We start from the raw sequence: 15,757 nt of genomic DNA, 5'->3' as shown, positions 1-15,757 counted from the left end.
GTCTCACTCCTCGCGGCCGGGGCCGCACTCGAACGCGGTCAGGTAGTACTGGAGATCGCCGCCGAGCGTGCCCGGTTTCGCGCACGGCGCGTGCGCGGCGTAGATGCCCGGGTAGAAGAGCGGGATGCCGGGCATGTCCTCGAAGATGAGGTCTTCGGCCTGCTGCCAGTACTGCGCGGCCTGCAGCTCGTCGCCGGTGGCCAGCGCCTTGGCGATCAGCTCGTTGGCGGCCGGGTTGTCGTACTGGGTGTACTCGTTGCCGTCGCCGCCTTCGCGGAACATGCCCAGGTACTGGTCGGGGCTGGGGTAGATGTCGCCCCACAGGCTCAGCGACGGGCCGGTCAGCGTGCCGCTGCTCTGCGCCTGCGTGAGCTGCGCGGGCAGCACCGGCCGCAGCCGGACGTCGGCGCCCAGCTCCTGCCGCAGCGCGTTGGCGATGGCCAGCGCGATCTGGGACATCTCGGTGCCGCCGCCACCGCCGGTGTTGGAGTACCAGAGGAACACCGGTTCCTTGAACCCGCCGGCCTCGGCGACGAGCTGACGTGCGCGCTCCGGGTCGTAGGTGCAGTCCTCGCACGCGTCCGCCCGGTAGGCCGGGCCGACGGCTTCGACGATCAGCGAGCGAGCGGGCGTCGCCGAGCCGCGCAGCAGGGCGCCGGCCATCGCGTCGCGGTCGATCGACAGCGAGATCGCCTTGCGCAGCCGCGGATCCTGCAGCGACTCGATGTACTCCGGGATCAGCATCTGGGTGATCTGGCGCTGCTGCGGGATCGCGAACAGGCCCTCGTCGCCGAGCTGGTTGCGGGCGTCGTTGAGCAGGCCGCCGGGCAGGTTGCGCAGCACGTCGAGCTGGCCGGCTTGCACGTCGCGGTAGGCGGTGTCCTGCGACTGGTAGATCTTGAAGTGGATCTCCTCGGCCGCTCCGGGCGGCACCTCGCCCTGGTAGTCGTGCCAGCGCTTGAGCACGATCCGCTCGTTGCGGTCCCAGCGGACGAACTGGTACGGGCCGTTGCCGACCGGCGCCTGCGAGTAGGCGGTCGGATCGGCCAGGCCCTCCTTCGGGATCGGGCACGCGGCGTAGGAGGCGATGATCTTCGGGAAGTCGTAGTCGGGCTGGGTGAGCGTGACCCGCAGGGTCAGCTCGTCGAGCACCTCCAGGCCGCGCAGCGTGTCGCGCCGCGGCTGGTCCTCGTTGAGCTCGGCGTAGCCGTCGATGACGCTGAAGGTGGAACTCGCCTTGTACGCGTTGGGTCCGTAGGCGACCGCGTTCCAGGTGTCGGCGTAGGTCTGCGCGGTGATCGGCTCGCCGTTCTGGAACTCGCGGCCCGGTCGCAGCTTGATCGTCCACACCAGACCGTCGGTGGTGTCCACGCGCTCCGCGCCGCGCATCCGGATGTCGCCCGCGTCGGCGATCCCCAGTCCGGTCAGCGGTTCGCACAGTCCCATGTAGACCTGGCTGCCCGCGTTCTGCTGCGAGTTCAGCTCATCCGGATCGGGGTACTGCGCGACCCGCAGCACCCGTCCGGCGTCGGTGTCGTGCGCACCGCAGCCGGCCAGCAGCGCCAGGCACGTCCCCGCGGCGAGCACCAGCCGCCTCCGGAGCTTCTGGGCCATCTGTCGCTCTCCTCACTCAGCCCTTGCGCATGTTTGCTCGTTAGTTGGATTTATCGAGCAACTTCATGCAAGTTGGCTCATTATTAACGTGCCTCGTGGCGCCTGTCACTACCTCGGCTCGTATTCCCCGAAGGCTCGTCGGTGTCCGTGACTTGGCGTACCTGTGGGATCACGCACGGCTTTCGCCAGGTGGGCGCCCTGGAGCGGAGGTGTGGAAAGGGGTGAAAATCGTGTGATTGATACTGATCGATCTACTCCTTGTTGAATCACTTTTGTGCATCTAGGCTGGCGATGTGGCGCGCTTCGACGGTGCGCGCCGCGGAGAACGACGGGTCTGGGAGGACTTGATGGCGTCTGGCGGATACCTCGTGGACGGCGAGATCGACAGCCAGCCGGAGTGCTGGCTGCGCGCATCGGAGCTGGCCCAGGAGGTGGCTGGTGTGCTGCCCGCGCGCGGTGGGCGGGTCGCCGTGGCCGGGTGCGGCACGTCCTGGTTCATGGCCATGGCCTACGCGGCCCTGCGGGAGGCCGCGGGCGAAGGCGTGACAGACGCGTTCCCCGCATCCGAGATGCCGCTGGGCCGCTCCTACGACCGCGTGCTCGTGATCACCCGCTCGGGCACCACCACGGAGGTGCTGGAACTCCTGCGCAAGCTGCGCGGCACGGTGCCCACGGTCGGCATCACCGCGGTCCCCGGCGCGCCCATCGCGGAGGTCTGCGACGAGCTGGTCGCGCTGGAGTTCGCCGACGAGCAGTCCGTGGTGCAGACGCGGTTCGCGACGACCGCGCTGGCCCTGCTCCGCGCCTCGCTCGGGGAGGATCTGACCGGCGCCGTCGAGGACGCCCGCGCGGTGCTGGCGACCGAGCTCGGCGCGCTGCCCGCCAGCGAGCAGATCAGCTTCCTGGGCCGCGGCTGGACGGTCGGGCTGGCGCACGAGGCAGCACTGAAGGTGCGCGAGGCCGCGGGCCTGTGGTCGGAGGCCTACCCGGCCATGGAGTACCGGCACGGACCGATCAGCATCGCCGAACCCGGCCGCACGACCTGGATGTTCGGCGAGGCGCCGACCGGGCTTGCCGCCGAGGTCGCCGCCACCGGAGCCGCCTACCTCGACAGCGGGCAGCGCGACCCGATGGCGCACCTGGTGCTCGCGCAGCGGGTAGCGGTGGCCGCGGCGGTCAACCGCGGACTCGACCCGGACCGCCCGCGCAACCTGACGCGGTCGATCGTCCTGGACGAGGTGTGACCGAGCACCTGCCGGTGATCGGCATCGACGTCGGCGGGACCGGGACGAAAGCGGTCCTGGCCGACGCGTCGGGAGCGGTGCTGGCGCAACGGCACCGCCCGACACCACCGCGGGCCGAACGGGTGCTGGAGCTGGCCTGCTCGCTCGTCGCCGAGCTCTCCGAGGACGCCTCCCCGGCGGCGGTGGGCCTCGTGGTGCCCGGAGTCGTCGACGAATCCCGCGGTATCGCGGTGTTCTCGGCGAACCTGGGCTGGTCGGACGTGCCGTTCCGGTCGCTGCTGGCCGAGCGACTCGGGCTCCCGGTGGCCTTCGGCCACGACGTCCGGGCCGGAGCGCTGGCCGAACACCGGCTCGGCGCGGCGCGCGGGGCGGCGGATGCCGTGTTCTTGCCCGTCGGCACCGGGATCTCGGCGGCGCACGTGCAGAACGGCCGGGTGCACGCCGGAGGCGGGTACGCCGGGGAGATCGGCCAGGTGCCGGTCGCCCGGGGCAGGCTGGAGGCGGTCGCCTCCGCGGCCGCGATCAGCGGGCGCTACCAGGAGCGCACCGGGAATCCGGTGGCGGGAGCGGCCGAGGTGGCGCAGCGGGTCGCCGCCGGGGATGCGGTCGCGACCGAGGTCTGGGACGAAGCCGTCGACGCGCTGGGCGGCGCGCTGATCTGGCTCACCGCCCTGCTGGCGCCGGAAGTCGTCGTGGTGGGTGGTGGTCTGTCGCAAGCCGGGCCGCTGCTGTTCGACCCGCTGGCGCGCCGCCTGGAATCCGACTGGCCCCTCGCGCGCGCTCCGCGACTCGCGCCCGCCGGACTCGGTGATCGCGCGGGCAGCCTGGGCGCGGCACTGCTGGCCGCCGACCTGGTGGCGACGAAGATCAATCGCACGGAAATGGGGTAGCAGCAATGCCTTTGGTCGGCACGGGCAGCATCGTGGAGGACGCCGTCCGCACCGGTCGCGGTGTCGGTGCGTTCAACGTCATCGGGCTTGAGCACGCCGATGGCCTGGTGGCGGGCGCAGAGCGCGCGGGCCTCCCGGTGGTGCTGCAGATCAGCGAGAACTGCGTGCGCTACCACGGCGCGCTGGAGCCGATCGCGCGCGCGACGCTGGCCCGCGCGCGCAAGTCGCAGGTGCCGGTGGCCGTGCACCTCGACCACGCCGAGTCCGAGGAGCTGGTGGACGAGGCCATCGAGCTCGGGTTCGGCTCGGTGATGTTCGACGCCTCGAAGCAGGGCTACGAGGACAACGTGGCCCGCACGCGCGCCGTGGCGGCCCGGTGCCACGACGCCGGGATCTGGGTGGAAGCCGAACTCGGCGAGGTCGGCGGCAAGGACGGCGTGCACGCGCCGGGAGCCCGCACCGATCCGCGCGAGGCCGCCGAGTACGTCGCCGCCACCGGTGTGGACGCGCTGGCGGTGGCCGTCGGCACCTCGCACACGATGCTGACCCGCGACGCCGCGCTCGACTTCGGACTCATCCAGCGGCTGCGCGAGGCACTGGGCGTTCCACTGGTGCTGCACGGTTCTTCGGGCGTGTCCGACGAGGATCTGGGCACCGCCATCCGCAGCGGCATGACAAAGATCAACATCTCCACGCACCTGAACAAGACGTTCACCGAGGCGGTGCGCGAGGTGCTGGCGGGCAACCCGAAGCTGGTCGACCCGCGCAAGTACCTCACCGCCGGGAAGGACGCCCTGGCCGCGGAAACCGCGCGCCTGCTCGGAGTTCTGGCCGGATGATCATCACCGTCACCCCGAACCCGGCGCTGGACGTCAGCTACCGCGTGGCGCACCTGAGCCCCGGGGCCTCCCACCGCGTCCGCGACGTCCACGAACGCGCCGGCGGCAAGGGGCTCAACGTCAGCCGGGTGCTGCACGGCCAGGGCATCGGCACGCTCGTCGCCGCGCCTGTCGGTGGCGTGCACGGTGATGCGATCCGCGAGGATCTCGACGCCGCGGGGATCGAACACCTCCTGCTGCCGGTGCCCGGGCCGACCCGCCGGACCATCGCGGTGGTCGCCGAGGAGGACACCTCGGGCGAGGCGACCCTGTTCAACGAACCCGGCAGCCACCTGGGCGAAGCGGACTGGCAGCGGTTCCGGGACCTGCTCGCCACGCGGCTGCCCGGCGCCTCGGTGCTGGTGTGCTCGGGCAGCCTGCCGCCCGGGTGCGGCGCGGACAGCTACGCGGAACTGGTCCGCGACGCCCGTTCCCGTTCGGTGCCCGCGATCGTCGACGCCACCGGGCCCGCGCTGCTCGCCGCCGCGGAAGCCGGGGCGGATCTCGTCAAGCCCAACGCGGTCGAGCTCCGCGAGACGACGGGCCAGGCCGATCCGGCCACCGGAGCCCGCCAGCTGCGCGAACGCGGTGCGGCAGCGGTGATCGTCTCGCTCGGCCCGGACGGTTTGCTCGCGGTGACCGACGAAGGAAGCTGGTGCGCCGCACCACCTTTCGCGGTCAGCGGCAACCCGACAGGCGCCGGTGACGCGGCGGTGGCGGCCTTCGCCGCCGGGATCGCGGGTCGGCAGAACTGGCCCGAACGGCTGCGCAACGCCGTAGCGTGGTCAGCGGCTGCTGCGGCGGCACCGGTCGCGGGAGCGCTCGACGACGGGGTGCTGCGGGAGATCTCCGATCACATCGCGATCGAGCCCGTCTGATCGTTTCCGCGTTCCACGGGAGAGGAGCCCATCGATGGACCGGCACGCGCGACTTTCGGCGCTGCTCGACCTGCTCGGCGAACGCGGCAAGGTCACCGTGGAGGAGATCTCCACCGCGCTCGGCGCTTCGGCGGCCACAGTCCGCCGCGACCTCGACCACCTCGCCGAACAGCAGCTGCTGACCCGCACCCGCGGCGGGGCCGTGGCGCAGAACATCGCCTACGACCTGCCGCTGCGCTACAAAGCCGCCCGCAACGCCCGCGAGAAGGGGCGCATCGCGCGGGCGGCTGCGGCGATGGTCGCGCAGGGATCGGTGGTCGGCGTCAACGGCGGGACGACGACCACCGAGATCGCGCGCGCCCTGGTTTCCCGCGCGGATCTCGCCGACGCCGGCGAGCGGACCTCGCTGACCATCGTCACCAACGCCCTGAACATCGCCAACGAGCTGGTGGTGCGGCCCCAGGTCAAGATCGTGGTGACCGGGGGAGTGGCGCGGCCGCAGTCGTTCGAGCTCACCGGGCCGCTCGGCACCCACCTGCTGGAGGAGATCACGCTCGACGTGGTGTTCCTCGGCGTGGACGCCGTCGACCCGGCCCGCGGTGCCTTCGCGCACAACGAGGGCGAAGCGAGCATCAACCGCCTCATGACCGAGCGCGCCCAGCGCGTAGTGGTCGTCGCGGACGGCTCGAAGCTCGGCCGCACCGCATTCGCCCACATCTGCCCGGCGGAGGCGATCGACATGCTGCTGACCGACTCCGCCGCGCCCGCCGAACTCCTCGAACGCTTCGAGGCCGCGGGCGTGCCGGTCAAGGCGGTGTGAGCTCAGGCGAGCAGTTCGCGCGCGTCGGCCCACATGCGCTCGACGATCTCGCCGGCCGGTGCCGCAGCGGCCAAGGACGCGCTCTGCCCCGCCCAGTAGTTGACCCGGTCGACCCCGGCCGCGCCACCCCGGCGCCACTGGCCCACGAGCCGCCGCTGGACCGGGTAGTGGGCGGGCAGCGGAGCGTCGTCGCTGGACCACGCCGTGACGAACGGCGTGGGCACCGCTCGTCCGAGCCTGCCGCTGTAGGCGCGGGTGGTGACCGTCCGCTCCGGCGGCAAGCCGTCCAGGGACGCCGACCAGTCGTCGTGGATGCCCGCCTCGGGCGAGCGCAGAAACGCGGTTCCGACCTGAACGGCGCTCGCGCCCAGCGCCAGCGCGGCGGCCACACCGCGGCCGTCGGCGATCCCACCGGCCGCGATCACCGGGACCCGCAGGTGGTCGACGAGGTGCGGGAGCAGCGCGAACAGGCCGACGTCGGTCTGCTCGGCGGCCTGCGGGTCGAAGCTGCCCCGGTGCCCGCCGGCCTCCATGCCCTGGGCGACGACGGCGTCGGCACCGGCTTCCTGCGCCGCCAGGGCGTCGGCGAGGTTGGTCGCGCAGGCGAACCACGCGATGCCCTCCCGGTGCATCCGCGCCACGAATTCGGGCTCGAAGAGCCCCATGATCGAGGAGATGACCGCGGGCCGGGCGGCCAGCATGGCCTCGCACTGCTCGGCGAAGACCGGGCCCGGCGCCCCGGCCTCGCCCGGTTCGCCGAAACCGGCCAGGAACCGCTCCGCCGCCTGCTGCCGCTCGGGTGCGTCGACCGGCTCGTCCGGGATCCAGATGTTGAGCTGGCACGGGCCGTCGGTGCCTTCGCGGAAGCGCTCCATCCAGCTGGTGATGCGTTCGGGCTGGTCGAGCACCACGCCGTTGGCGCCCATCCCGCCAGCCTCGGCCACCGCGATCGCCAGCTCCGGCGGGCAGGCACCGGCCATCGGCGCTTCCAGGATCGGCGCGCGCAGCCCGAAGCGCTCGCAGAAGTCCTGAACCCGTTGCTGCGTCCGCTGTCCTGCCACTGCTGTTCTCCCCGCTCTCGCCTCGGCCATCCGGTGCCAGCTGAACGCTAAGCTCTACCTGGCATCGTGTCCAACGATGAGTGACGAACGCAGCCATCGTCACTCGCGAACCCGGAGGGCAGGAGTGATCGCGTGGAGCTGTCCGACCTGCGGATCTTCGCCGCGGTGGCGCGCGCCGGTGGCATCACGCGCGCGGCCGCGGAGCTGCACACCGTGCAGTCCAGCGTCAGCGCGCGCGTGGCGGGACTGGAACGGGAGCTCGGCGCGGCCCTGCTCCGCAGGCACGCGCGCGGAGTCGCCCTGACCCCGGCCGGGGAGCAGTTCCTCGACCACGCCCGGCGGATCATCGCGCTCGCCGACGAGGCCGTCCGCATCGTGCGCGACGAGACGCCCCGCGGGCCGCTGCGGATCGGGGCGATGGAGACCACGGCGGGAATCCGGCTGCCACCGGTCCTGGAGGCCTACACCGCGGCCTGGCCGGAGGTGGACCTCTCCGTGCTCACCGGCCCCACGGACTCGATGGTGGCGCAGGTCAAGGACCACGCCCTCGACGGAGCACTCGTGGCCGGGCCCGTCGGCGACCAGGAGCTGCACGAGGAGGAGATCTTCACCGAGGAGCTGGCGGTCGTCACCGCTGTGCGCCACCGCGACCTCGACGAAGCGCTGCACACCCCGCGGCTGCTCGTGTTCCGCGCGGGGTGCTCGTACCGGCGCAGGCTCGAATCCGTCGCCCGAGCCCGTGGCGTGGAACCGAAGATCCTCGAATACGGCTCGGCAGAAGGAATTCTCGGCTGCGTGGCAGCAGGCCTCGGCATCACGATGCTGCCCCGCGAACTGGTGGAACGCTCCGGCCTGCGCCACCGACTCCGCCTGCACTCCTCAACACCGGTCCCAACGGTCTTCATCCGCCGCCACGATGCGCACGCCACGACGGCCCTGAAGGAATTCGCCCGCCACCTCCGCGAAACCCGCGAACCAGAATCACCGCACATCGCCTCCTGACCGACGCTCCCACCGCGTTCCCGTGCGCAACCTCAATGGAAATCAGACGTCCGATTTCAATTGAAATTGCGGAGGTTTCCGACAGCCGTCGGCGTGTCGTGGGGCGACACACCGACGATCCGCAACTTCCATTGAAGTTGGAGAACCGATTTCCATTGAAATCGCGGCATCCCGGCCGGTCCGAGAGCTCGGTCAGGGGCGGGGTTCCTTGCGTAGTGGTGAGCACCAGGCGGCGATCACTCCGATCAGGAGGACGAGGACTCCGGTGGCGATTCCGGTTCGGGGGCCTGCGCCGGACATCGCGACCGCTCCGGCCAGGGCGGCTCCGGTCGGCATGCCGATTCCCCAGGACAGCATTCGGCAGGTCGTGTTGATGCGGCTCTGGAGCTCGTCGGGGCTGATCTGCTGGCGGTAGGTGATCGAGTTGATGACCACAGTGGAGTAGGCGGCTCCCCACGCGGTGGCCGACAGCGCCGCGGCGATCCAGTTCGTGCTGAGCAGCACGGCGCAGCCGCACAGCAGCGAGACGGGCAGCGCGCCGAGCGCCAGGCGGGCGCCGCCGTAGCGCTGGTTCAGGCGCGGCACGATCCGCGAGGCGAGGAGGCCGCCGACTCCCCAGCCGCTGAACAGGACCGCGATGCGCCAGTCTCCCGACGGCGGCACGCCGAGCACGCGATCGGCCCACGGGACGAGCATGGCGACGTAAGCGCCGCTGGCGACCGAGTGCGTGGTGCCCACGAGGGTGAGGGTGCGGACCACCCGGTGGTGGGCGAGGAAGGCCAGCCCGGCCCGGATGTCGGCGAGGATCGAGGTCGTGGTGCGGCGCTCGGCGGCGTCCTTCGGCGTCGACAGTGGACGGACGATCGAGCGGACCAGCAGGCCGGAGGCCAGCGCGGTGATGACGTTGACGGCGATCAGGGGCGCGGGCGAGACGATCGCGACCAGCAGGCCGGTCAGCGGCGGGATCGCCAGCTCGGCGAGCGTGGTCGCCGCGTAGACCTTGGAGTAGGCCGCGGTGAGGCGCTGCTTGCCGACGAGCGTGGGCAGCGCGCCGAAGTTCGCCGAGTCGAAGATCACGAACAGGGTCTGCACGCAGAACCCGACCACGAGCACGTGCGGTGCGGTGAGCATGCCGAAGGCCCAGGCCGCCGGGATGGTGGCCAGCAGCGCGGCGCCGCCGAAATCGGCGATCAGCATGAGGGCGCGGCGGTCGGCGCGATCGGCCACCGCGCCGGCGATCAGGCCGAACAGCAGGTAGGGGAGCGCCTCGGCGACGGCGATCGCCGAGGTCCAGCCGGGTGAACCGGTGAGCTGGTAGACGAGGACGGGCAGGGCCACCGTCGCGACGAGGCTGCCCGTCACGGATGTCGCGCGCGCGGCCAGGTAGCGCCGGAAGTCCTGATCGGTGTCGGCCTCGTCGATCGTGGTGTGGGACACCAGGTCAGTGTAAATGGCAATCATTTTCGTTTGCGCAAGGGCTCGGGCCGGTGGGATGCGTCACGGCGGTGAGAGTTGATCAGGCGATTGAAAATGATTGTCAGTTGCGGTTCACTGGGCCCTGCCGATCGGGAGGAGGTGAACGACATGGACGACGTGTTCCAGCGGGTGGAGGTCGAGCGGGAGCTCCCGCACAACTCCGCCAGCCACAGCAACGCCCTCGTGGAGAACCCCTTCGAGGACGACGAGTGACCACCTGCCGGTGCCGGCGCCTCGCGAGGTGCCGGCACCGGCTCGAAAACCTCCCGGAAAGGCAGGACCGATGGGACATCCCCGGCTCCGTCCCGGCTGCTCGGTGTTCACCGTCGAGGGCCGCGGCACTGTGCTGCGGGACGCCGCGGGGCAGATGTTCGACATCGCGCTGCCCGATGACGCCGTGCGCAGCGCACTGACCGGAGCGGAGACCGAGGCGCTGGCGGCATTCCGCAAGGCCGGTCACCTCGGTGAGCGCGCGACGTGGCCTGCGGATCGCGCCCGGGTGGTCGTGCTCGCCGACGGTGGTGCTCCGCTGCGCGAAGCGCTGCGTCGCGCGGGGGCGGAACCGGTTGTCGCATCGGTGAATTCGACGGTGACGGAGATCTTGGCGCATGAACCGGCAGCGGTGTGCGCCTGGTCCGACGGCCCGGCTCCGGGCGAGTGGCGCGAACTCGATGCACTCGTGGACCACGGTGTGGCGTGGCAGCGCGCGAGCCGGGAAGGCAGGCACGTCCTCATCGAGCCGGTGGCGGGCGATGTGCGGCACCGGGACGTCGTCGCCCGTCGGCTGGCCGCTGCGGGTTCGGGCCACCGCCACCTCGAGGAGTTCTGGGCACAGCACGGTGCCGGAGACGCGCTGCACGGCGAGGAAGCCGCTGATGCGGCGGATCTCGCGCTCGCGGTGGCACTGCTGGTCGCCGACCTCCGGGCGTGGGCCATCGGTTCGACTGTCGGTGGCAGTGCGTTCCAGGCTGATCCGCTGCCCGCGAGCAGGCGCTTGCGCGTTGTCGGGCTCGACACCGGCGCGATCAGCGATCACCCCGTCCTGCCCGTTCCGGCCAGCGCACCGTGATCAGCGAACACGTCGTCGCGAACGGTTGCCAACTCGCCGTGACCGTTGTGCCAGCAGACGCCCCGGGGCCGGTCGTCTTGCTGCGCACGCCGTACGGGCGGCACCGCCTGCTCGGCGAGGCGCGGGGCTGGGCTTCGCGCGGTTTCACCTGCGTGATCAGCGATGTGCGAGGACGTTTCGACTCGACCGGCGAGTTCAGGCCATACGCACACGAAGCGGCCGATGGTGCCGCGCTGGTCGACTGGATCGCCGAACAGGACTTCGGCGGTGGCCCGCTGCTCGCCGCAGGCGCGTCGTACGGCGCGCACTGCGCGGTCGTCGCGGCGCTGGCCAGGCCGGATGTGGTGCGCGGAGTGCTGGCGAGCGTCCCGGCACTCGGGCTCGGCGAAACCGCGCGAGAGCCCGGAGGCGCTGCTCGGCTCGCTTGCCGCCTGGGATGGTGGGCCGAGCACGGCGGCACCGCGCGGCCTCGGGCGCCGCACGACCTCGACCTGCTGTCGGAACTCCCCGTCGCGGGGCTCATCGAGCAGGCGCTCGGCGCGACTCCGCCGGGCTGGGACGAGCTCTGGACGGCGCCTCGCCGCGACGAGCGGCTGTGGGACGGTGTGCGCGACCTGCGCATGCCGTTGCTGGCGGTCGGTGGCGTGCACGATCCGTTCGCCTCGCACACCGTCGAACTCGCCGAAACCTGGGGCGGGCCGACACGCCTGATCCTCGGCCCGTGGGGCCACGACCTGGATGCGCGCGAGCCCGGTGCCGCACTCGGCGGAGAGCGGATCGGTTCGCTGTACGTGCGATGGGCGCGTCAGGTCTGCGACGGGATCAGCGGGAACGCAGCCGTGATCGCCACCGATACGCACGGGCGCTGGCGGAACCTGACGCCTGATCGCACGAGATTCGATTGCACGGTAACGGAAAGCGCCTTCACCGCCGACCCGGATGCGCCGTTCCGCTCGGACACCGCCTCCGCCGAGCCCGGGAGCCGGGCGCTGGTGCGCACCGAGCCGCTCCACGCGGGCGAGATCGCTGGTCAGGTGACCGTGACCCTCGACGTCGAAGCCGACGTCGTCGACGCCGACTGGGTCGTGCGCATCGCCGTGGACACCGGCCAGCAGGTCGTGCCCCTGGCGCACGCGATCAGCCGCTGCGCACACGCGACGGCACGTCGTGAGGTCGTGATCACGACACCGCCCGTCGGTGCCCGGGTGCCCGCCGGTGCGCGGCTGGTCGTCGAGATCGCCGGCCACCACTGGCCCGCGCACGCCCGGAACCCGCACACCGGCACCGATCCGGTCCGCGCGACGGAACTGCTGGCCAGCGCACGGCGTGTGCACGCCGCGCACCTCGACGTGCCGTGGCGGCCGCCCGGAGCCGGTGCGGTGCCGCCTTCCGATCTGCTCGAACCCGACCAGGAGGTCATCCCGGATGTCCGCTAGCCCGACGATGCCGGTGGAGTCGCTGATCGACCCCGTCACCGGGATCGTGCGCCGTCTCGTCGACGTCGCGCCGGTGGAGGGCGCGCCGCACCGCTACACGGGTGTCACCGCCGAAGTCGCCGACGCCCGCCGGCTCGGTGCGTGGCCCGCGGACCGGGTCAGCCTCGGCACCACCTTCGGCGCTCCGGCAGAGGCCCGCACCGCCGCGCTCGGCGAGGCAGTGGAGCGCTACTGCGGAAATCGCGTCGCACCGGGCCTGCGGTCGGCGACCGCAGCGGAGCTGCGCGGTGAGCGGATGTTCGGCCCCGACGACCTCCCGTTCTTCGCCCCGTGGCAGCACGACGCCCCGCGCTGGCCGTACCAGCGGTTCACCGACGACCTGCCGGTGAAGTGGGTGCCGGGCACCGAAGACGGCGAACCGTGCTGGTTGCCGGCGTCGTGGGTGCACCTGAACTACCACAGCGGCGAGCGACGCCGTGAGCCCCGCCTGCACCACCTCAACTACGCGGGCATCGCGACCGGCGCCGACGAGCGCGACGCGTTCCGGCGCGGGTTGCTGGAACTGCTCGAACGCGATGCGCTGGAGCTGTGGTGGCACCTGGGCGGCCCGACGCGGGGGATCGACATCGACTCGGTGCCCGGCCTGGCCGGTGAGATGGCGGGATCGCGGCTGGCGGTGCACCTGGTCGAGCTGCCGACGGAGCACCCCGTCGCCTGCGTGGCGGCCGTGGTGGTGGATCCGGTGACCGGGATCGTCGGCGGCGGTGGCGCGGCGCGGTTCGATCCGGCCGAGGCGTGCACGAAGGCGGTGCTGGAAGCCGTGCACACGTGGGTCTTCACGCTCGGCCTGATCGACCCGGGCGGCTGGGTCTTCGAGGCGATCCGCGCCGGGATCCTCGCCGAAGGCCTCTACCTGCCGTTCCGGGCCGACCGCCGCTACCTGGACGATGTCGGCACGCACTTCGGCCGGGTCCGGGACCTCGGCGCGCAGGTCCAGGTGTGGCTGGACGAACGCGTGCAGCAGCGCTCGCTGACCCGGTTCACCGAGCCGGAGCAGGTGATCGGAGCCGGTGAACTGCCGCGCGGTGACCTGGATTCGCTGCTGTCGAGCCTGCGCGGTGCCGGATGCCGGATCGCGCACGCCGACCTGACCACCGACGACGTGGCGCACACACCGCTGCGAGTGGTGCGCGTGTGCGCCACGGGCCTGGTGCCGAACGCGCCTGCGGCTTTCCGGTACTGGGGATTGCCGCGGTGGCGCGAGGTCATCGAAGCGCGCGGTTGGGCTCCGGGCGCGGATCCGCTCGGCGGGCCGGACGGTCTCGTCGTCGAACCCCCGCCTTTCCTGTGAGCGTCCGCGAATCGTTGCGCCAGGCATGGCGCGGAGAACCGCCAGGCGTCACCGAGCACGCGTCGCGACCGGCCGAGTGCCGGAGCTGGCCGGGGCCTGAGATCGTGCTGGGCCGGTGGCCGCGCGGTGGTGTCGGCGCGCTGCTGGATCTCGCGCTGGCTTCGTCGCCGCGGCGAGCCGGGGGAGTGCAGCTTCGCCGCGTGCCTTCGGCGGGTGGCCGGTACCCGGTCGAAGCGCACGTCGTCCACCGCGGCACGGCCTGGCGGTACGACCCGGTGCGCCACGCGCTGGCCGCGCCCGCGCCGTCGGCCACGTCCACATCGGACATACGGATCGTGCTGTCGCTGAATCCGGTGCGGACGTGGTGGCGGTACGGCCCCCGGTCGCTGCCGGTGCTGCTGCTCGACCTGGGGCACGCGCTGGGCGCGCTGCTGGCCGCGGCCGCCGCGCTGGGGCATCCGGCACGAGCCGCGACGGGCCCGGGCGTGGACGTGCTGGCGGAGTGGGCGGGCCTTCCGCACACGGGAGGCGTCGTGCGCTGGCCGGGGTGCGCACCCGAGTTTCCGCTGGCAGTGGTGGAGATCGGCGATGTCCTCACCGTCCCGCTGGCGACACCGGCCGAGCGCACGCCCGTCCCGGAACCGCTGCTCGACGACATCGTCGCGGCGCACGGTGAAGCGGCGTGGGATCAGCTGATCGCGGCGCTGGCCGAGTTCGGTGCCGGAACGCCGGAACAGGCGTGGCAGTGGCACGGGCCCGCACCGGCGGTTCCCGACCTGCTGTCCCGGGTCGCTGCGCCGTGGGAGGCGATCGATCCAGGTCACGTACCAGCGGGACTGACGAGTGCGGCAGCGCCGATGGCGGTGGGGCGGATCGCGATGCTGGAGGTCGCGGGGAACGACCTGGTGGCCGATCTCGCACCGCGCTCGTGCGGCCAGCCGGAAGTCCTCGGTGCGGGAGCGCTGCTGGTGGCGACTGGAACGGTCGATCCCGATCCGCCGACGGCCTTCGCCGAGCATCTCGGAGCCGGTCTGGCGGTGCACGCGGCCTGGCTGGCCGCCACCGGCCTGGGCCTCCCGGCGCGGCCGGTCGGCTGCTGGATCGACACGGTCCTGCGCTCCGCGGCGGGCCCGGCCCGCCTGCTCCACGCGCTCGCGATCGGCGGGCGAGCACTCATCGAGGAGGACGGAACAACATGATCATCCCGGGGTTGGCGTCGGTGACCTTTCGGCAGCTCGACCCGGCGCACGTGGTGTCGGTGGCGCGCGACTGCGGACTGCAGGTCGTGGAGTGGGGCGGCGACGTGCACGTGCCCGCCGGCGCCATCGGCACCGCACGCGCGGTTTCCGCGCTGTGCGCCGATCACGGCATCGCGATCGGCACGTACGGCTCGTACTACAAAGCCGGTCACACCGCCGAGGCCGAGTTCGACGCGGTGCTGCGCACGGCCGCCGCGCTGGGTGCTCCGCGCATCCGGGTGTGGGCCGGAGTGGTCGGCTCCGCGGAGGCGGACGCCGAGGAGCGCGCCCGCGTCGTGGCCGATCTCCGGCGCTGCGCGGATGCGTGTGCGGCGGAAGGGATCCGGCTCACCGTCGAGCACCACGTCGAATCGCTGACCGACGACATCGGCTCGGCGGTGCGGCTGCGCGAGGAGATCGGCCACGACGCGCTGGTCGCGCACTGGCAGCCACGCGAGCTCCCGGATGTGGCCGAGTGCGTGCGGGAAGTGCGTGCGCTGCTGCCGGATCTGGCTTCGGTGCACGCGTTCTCGTGGGGCGCGGACGGCTTCACCGAACGGTTGCCGCTCGACGCCCGCCTCGACCTCTGGGACGCGGTCCTGCGCGAACTCGCTGCTGACGGCCGGCGGCGTGAGGTGCTCCTGGAATTCGTGCCCGGCGACAGCGTCGAGGCCTGCCGGCGCGATGCGGCAGCGCTGCGCGATCGCATCGCGGCGGCCATGGACAACTGAACATGAAAACGGTTACCGTCAGATCTTCGACTCTTCCCGGGAGGAACCCAGTGCGTGCTGAGCGCAGCA

At 72.1% G+C, this 15,757-nt stretch carries 15 protein-coding genes; 12 read left to right on the top strand and 3 right to left on the bottom strand.

Annotated features, from left to right (window positions below):
- Nucleotides 1–3: 3 nt before the first annotated feature.
- Entirely contained in the window at nt 4–1,614 is a 1,611-nt protein-coding gene (locus tag ATL45_RS36325) for a peptide ABC transporter substrate-binding protein (protein ID WP_093154599.1), read from the bottom strand.
- A 347-nt stretch (nt 1,615–1,961) separates the two neighbouring features.
- On the opposite strand from ATL45_RS36325, the gene ATL45_RS36320 reads away from it, so the two are divergent.
- The 5 genes from ATL45_RS36320 to ATL45_RS36300 are packed head-to-tail and all read left to right on the top strand — an operon-like array spanning nt 1,962 to nt 6,324.
- The gene (locus tag ATL45_RS36320) at nt 1,962–2,858 is read left to right on the top strand and encodes an SIS domain-containing protein (protein ID WP_093154602.1); all 897 of its coding nucleotides are present in this window, start codon (nt 1,962–1,964) and stop codon (nt 2,856–2,858) included.
- Nucleotides 2,855–3,748: an ROK family protein gene (locus ATL45_RS36315; RefSeq protein ID WP_246025745.1), complete on the top strand. Its 894-nt coding sequence runs from the start codon at nt 2,855–2,857 to the stop codon at nt 3,746–3,748. The genes ATL45_RS36320 and ATL45_RS36315 overlap by 4 nt, the downstream gene beginning before the upstream one ends.
- Before the next feature lie 5 nt (nt 3,749–3,753).
- Nucleotides 3,754–4,587: a class II fructose-bisphosphate aldolase gene (locus ATL45_RS36310; protein WP_093154604.1), complete on the top strand. Its 834-nt coding sequence runs from the start codon at nt 3,754–3,756 to the stop codon at nt 4,585–4,587.
- Complete coding sequence (locus tag ATL45_RS36305; protein ID WP_093154607.1) at nt 4,584–5,504, top strand: 1-phosphofructokinase family hexose kinase; 921 nt, start codon at nt 4,584–4,586, stop codon at nt 5,502–5,504. The genes ATL45_RS36310 and ATL45_RS36305 overlap by 4 nt, the downstream gene beginning before the upstream one ends.
- A gap of 34 nt (nt 5,505–5,538) precedes the next feature.
- Complete coding sequence (locus ATL45_RS36300; protein WP_093154609.1) at nt 5,539–6,324, top strand: DeoR/GlpR family DNA-binding transcription regulator; 786 nt, start codon at nt 5,539–5,541, stop codon at nt 6,322–6,324.
- Nucleotides 6,325–6,326: 2 nt separating this feature from the next.
- Here the strand turns inward: ATL45_RS36300 and ATL45_RS36295 are convergent, their stop codons facing one another.
- The gene (locus ATL45_RS36295; protein ID WP_246025744.1) at nt 6,327–7,385 is read right to left on the bottom strand and encodes an NAD(P)H-dependent flavin oxidoreductase; all 1,059 of its coding nucleotides are present in this window, start codon (nt 7,383–7,385) and stop codon (nt 6,327–6,329) included.
- Nucleotides 7,386–7,517: 132 nt separating this feature from the next.
- On the opposite strand from ATL45_RS36295, the gene ATL45_RS36290 reads away from it, so the two are divergent.
- Nucleotides 7,518–8,387, top strand: a complete 870-nt coding sequence (locus ATL45_RS36290) for a LysR family transcriptional regulator (protein ID WP_093154614.1) — start codon at nt 7,518–7,520, stop codon at nt 8,385–8,387.
- Between the two features lie 192 nt (nt 8,388–8,579).
- On the opposite strand, the gene ATL45_RS36285 is transcribed toward ATL45_RS36290, so the two are convergent.
- A complete protein-coding gene (locus ATL45_RS36285) occupies nt 8,580–9,824 on the bottom strand; it encodes an MFS transporter (RefSeq protein ID WP_093154617.1) in 1,245 nt (414 codons plus the stop codon).
- 147 nt (nt 9,825–9,971) lie between these two features.
- On the opposite strand from ATL45_RS36285, the gene amiA reads away from it, so the two are divergent.
- The 6 genes from amiA (at nt 9,972) to ATL45_RS36260 (ending at nt 15,688) form a co-directional block, all read left to right on the top strand.
- Nucleotides 9,972–10,076: a streptamidine family RiPP gene (amiA, locus tag ATL45_RS39890; protein ID WP_246025743.1), complete on the top strand. Its 105-nt coding sequence runs from the start codon at nt 9,972–9,974 to the stop codon at nt 10,074–10,076.
- A gap of 70 nt (nt 10,077–10,146) precedes the next feature.
- The gene (locus ATL45_RS36280) at nt 10,147–10,932 is read left to right on the top strand and encodes a hypothetical protein (RefSeq protein ID WP_093154619.1); all 786 of its coding nucleotides are present in this window, start codon (nt 10,147–10,149) and stop codon (nt 10,930–10,932) included.
- On the top strand, nt 10,929–12,368 hold the full coding sequence (locus ATL45_RS36275; protein ID WP_093154622.1) for a CocE/NonD family hydrolase: 1,440 nt from the start codon (nt 10,929–10,931) through the stop codon (nt 12,366–12,368). The genes ATL45_RS36280 and ATL45_RS36275 overlap by 4 nt, the downstream gene beginning before the upstream one ends.
- On the top strand, nt 12,358–13,719 hold the full coding sequence (locus ATL45_RS36270) for a YcaO-like family protein (RefSeq protein ID WP_093154624.1): 1,362 nt from the start codon (nt 12,358–12,360) through the stop codon (nt 13,717–13,719). The genes ATL45_RS36275 and ATL45_RS36270 overlap by 11 nt, the downstream gene beginning before the upstream one ends.
- A gap of 14 nt (nt 13,720–13,733) precedes the next feature.
- Nucleotides 13,734–14,918, top strand: coding sequence for a nitroreductase family protein (locus ATL45_RS36265; protein ID WP_143121679.1), 1,185 nt, complete (start codon nt 13,734–13,736; stop codon nt 14,916–14,918).
- Complete coding sequence (locus ATL45_RS36260) at nt 14,915–15,688, top strand: sugar phosphate isomerase/epimerase family protein (protein ID WP_093154630.1); 774 nt, start codon at nt 14,915–14,917, stop codon at nt 15,686–15,688. Before ATL45_RS36265 ends, ATL45_RS36260 begins: the two co-directional genes overlap by 4 nt.
- Nucleotides 15,689–15,757: the final 69 nt, after the last annotated feature.

This window comes from Saccharopolyspora antimicrobica, assembly GCF_003635025.1.
Taxonomy (GTDB): Bacteria; Actinomycetota; Actinomycetes; order Mycobacteriales; family Pseudonocardiaceae; genus Saccharopolyspora; species Saccharopolyspora antimicrobica.
This window is presented reverse-complemented; position numbering and strand designations above follow the sequence as displayed.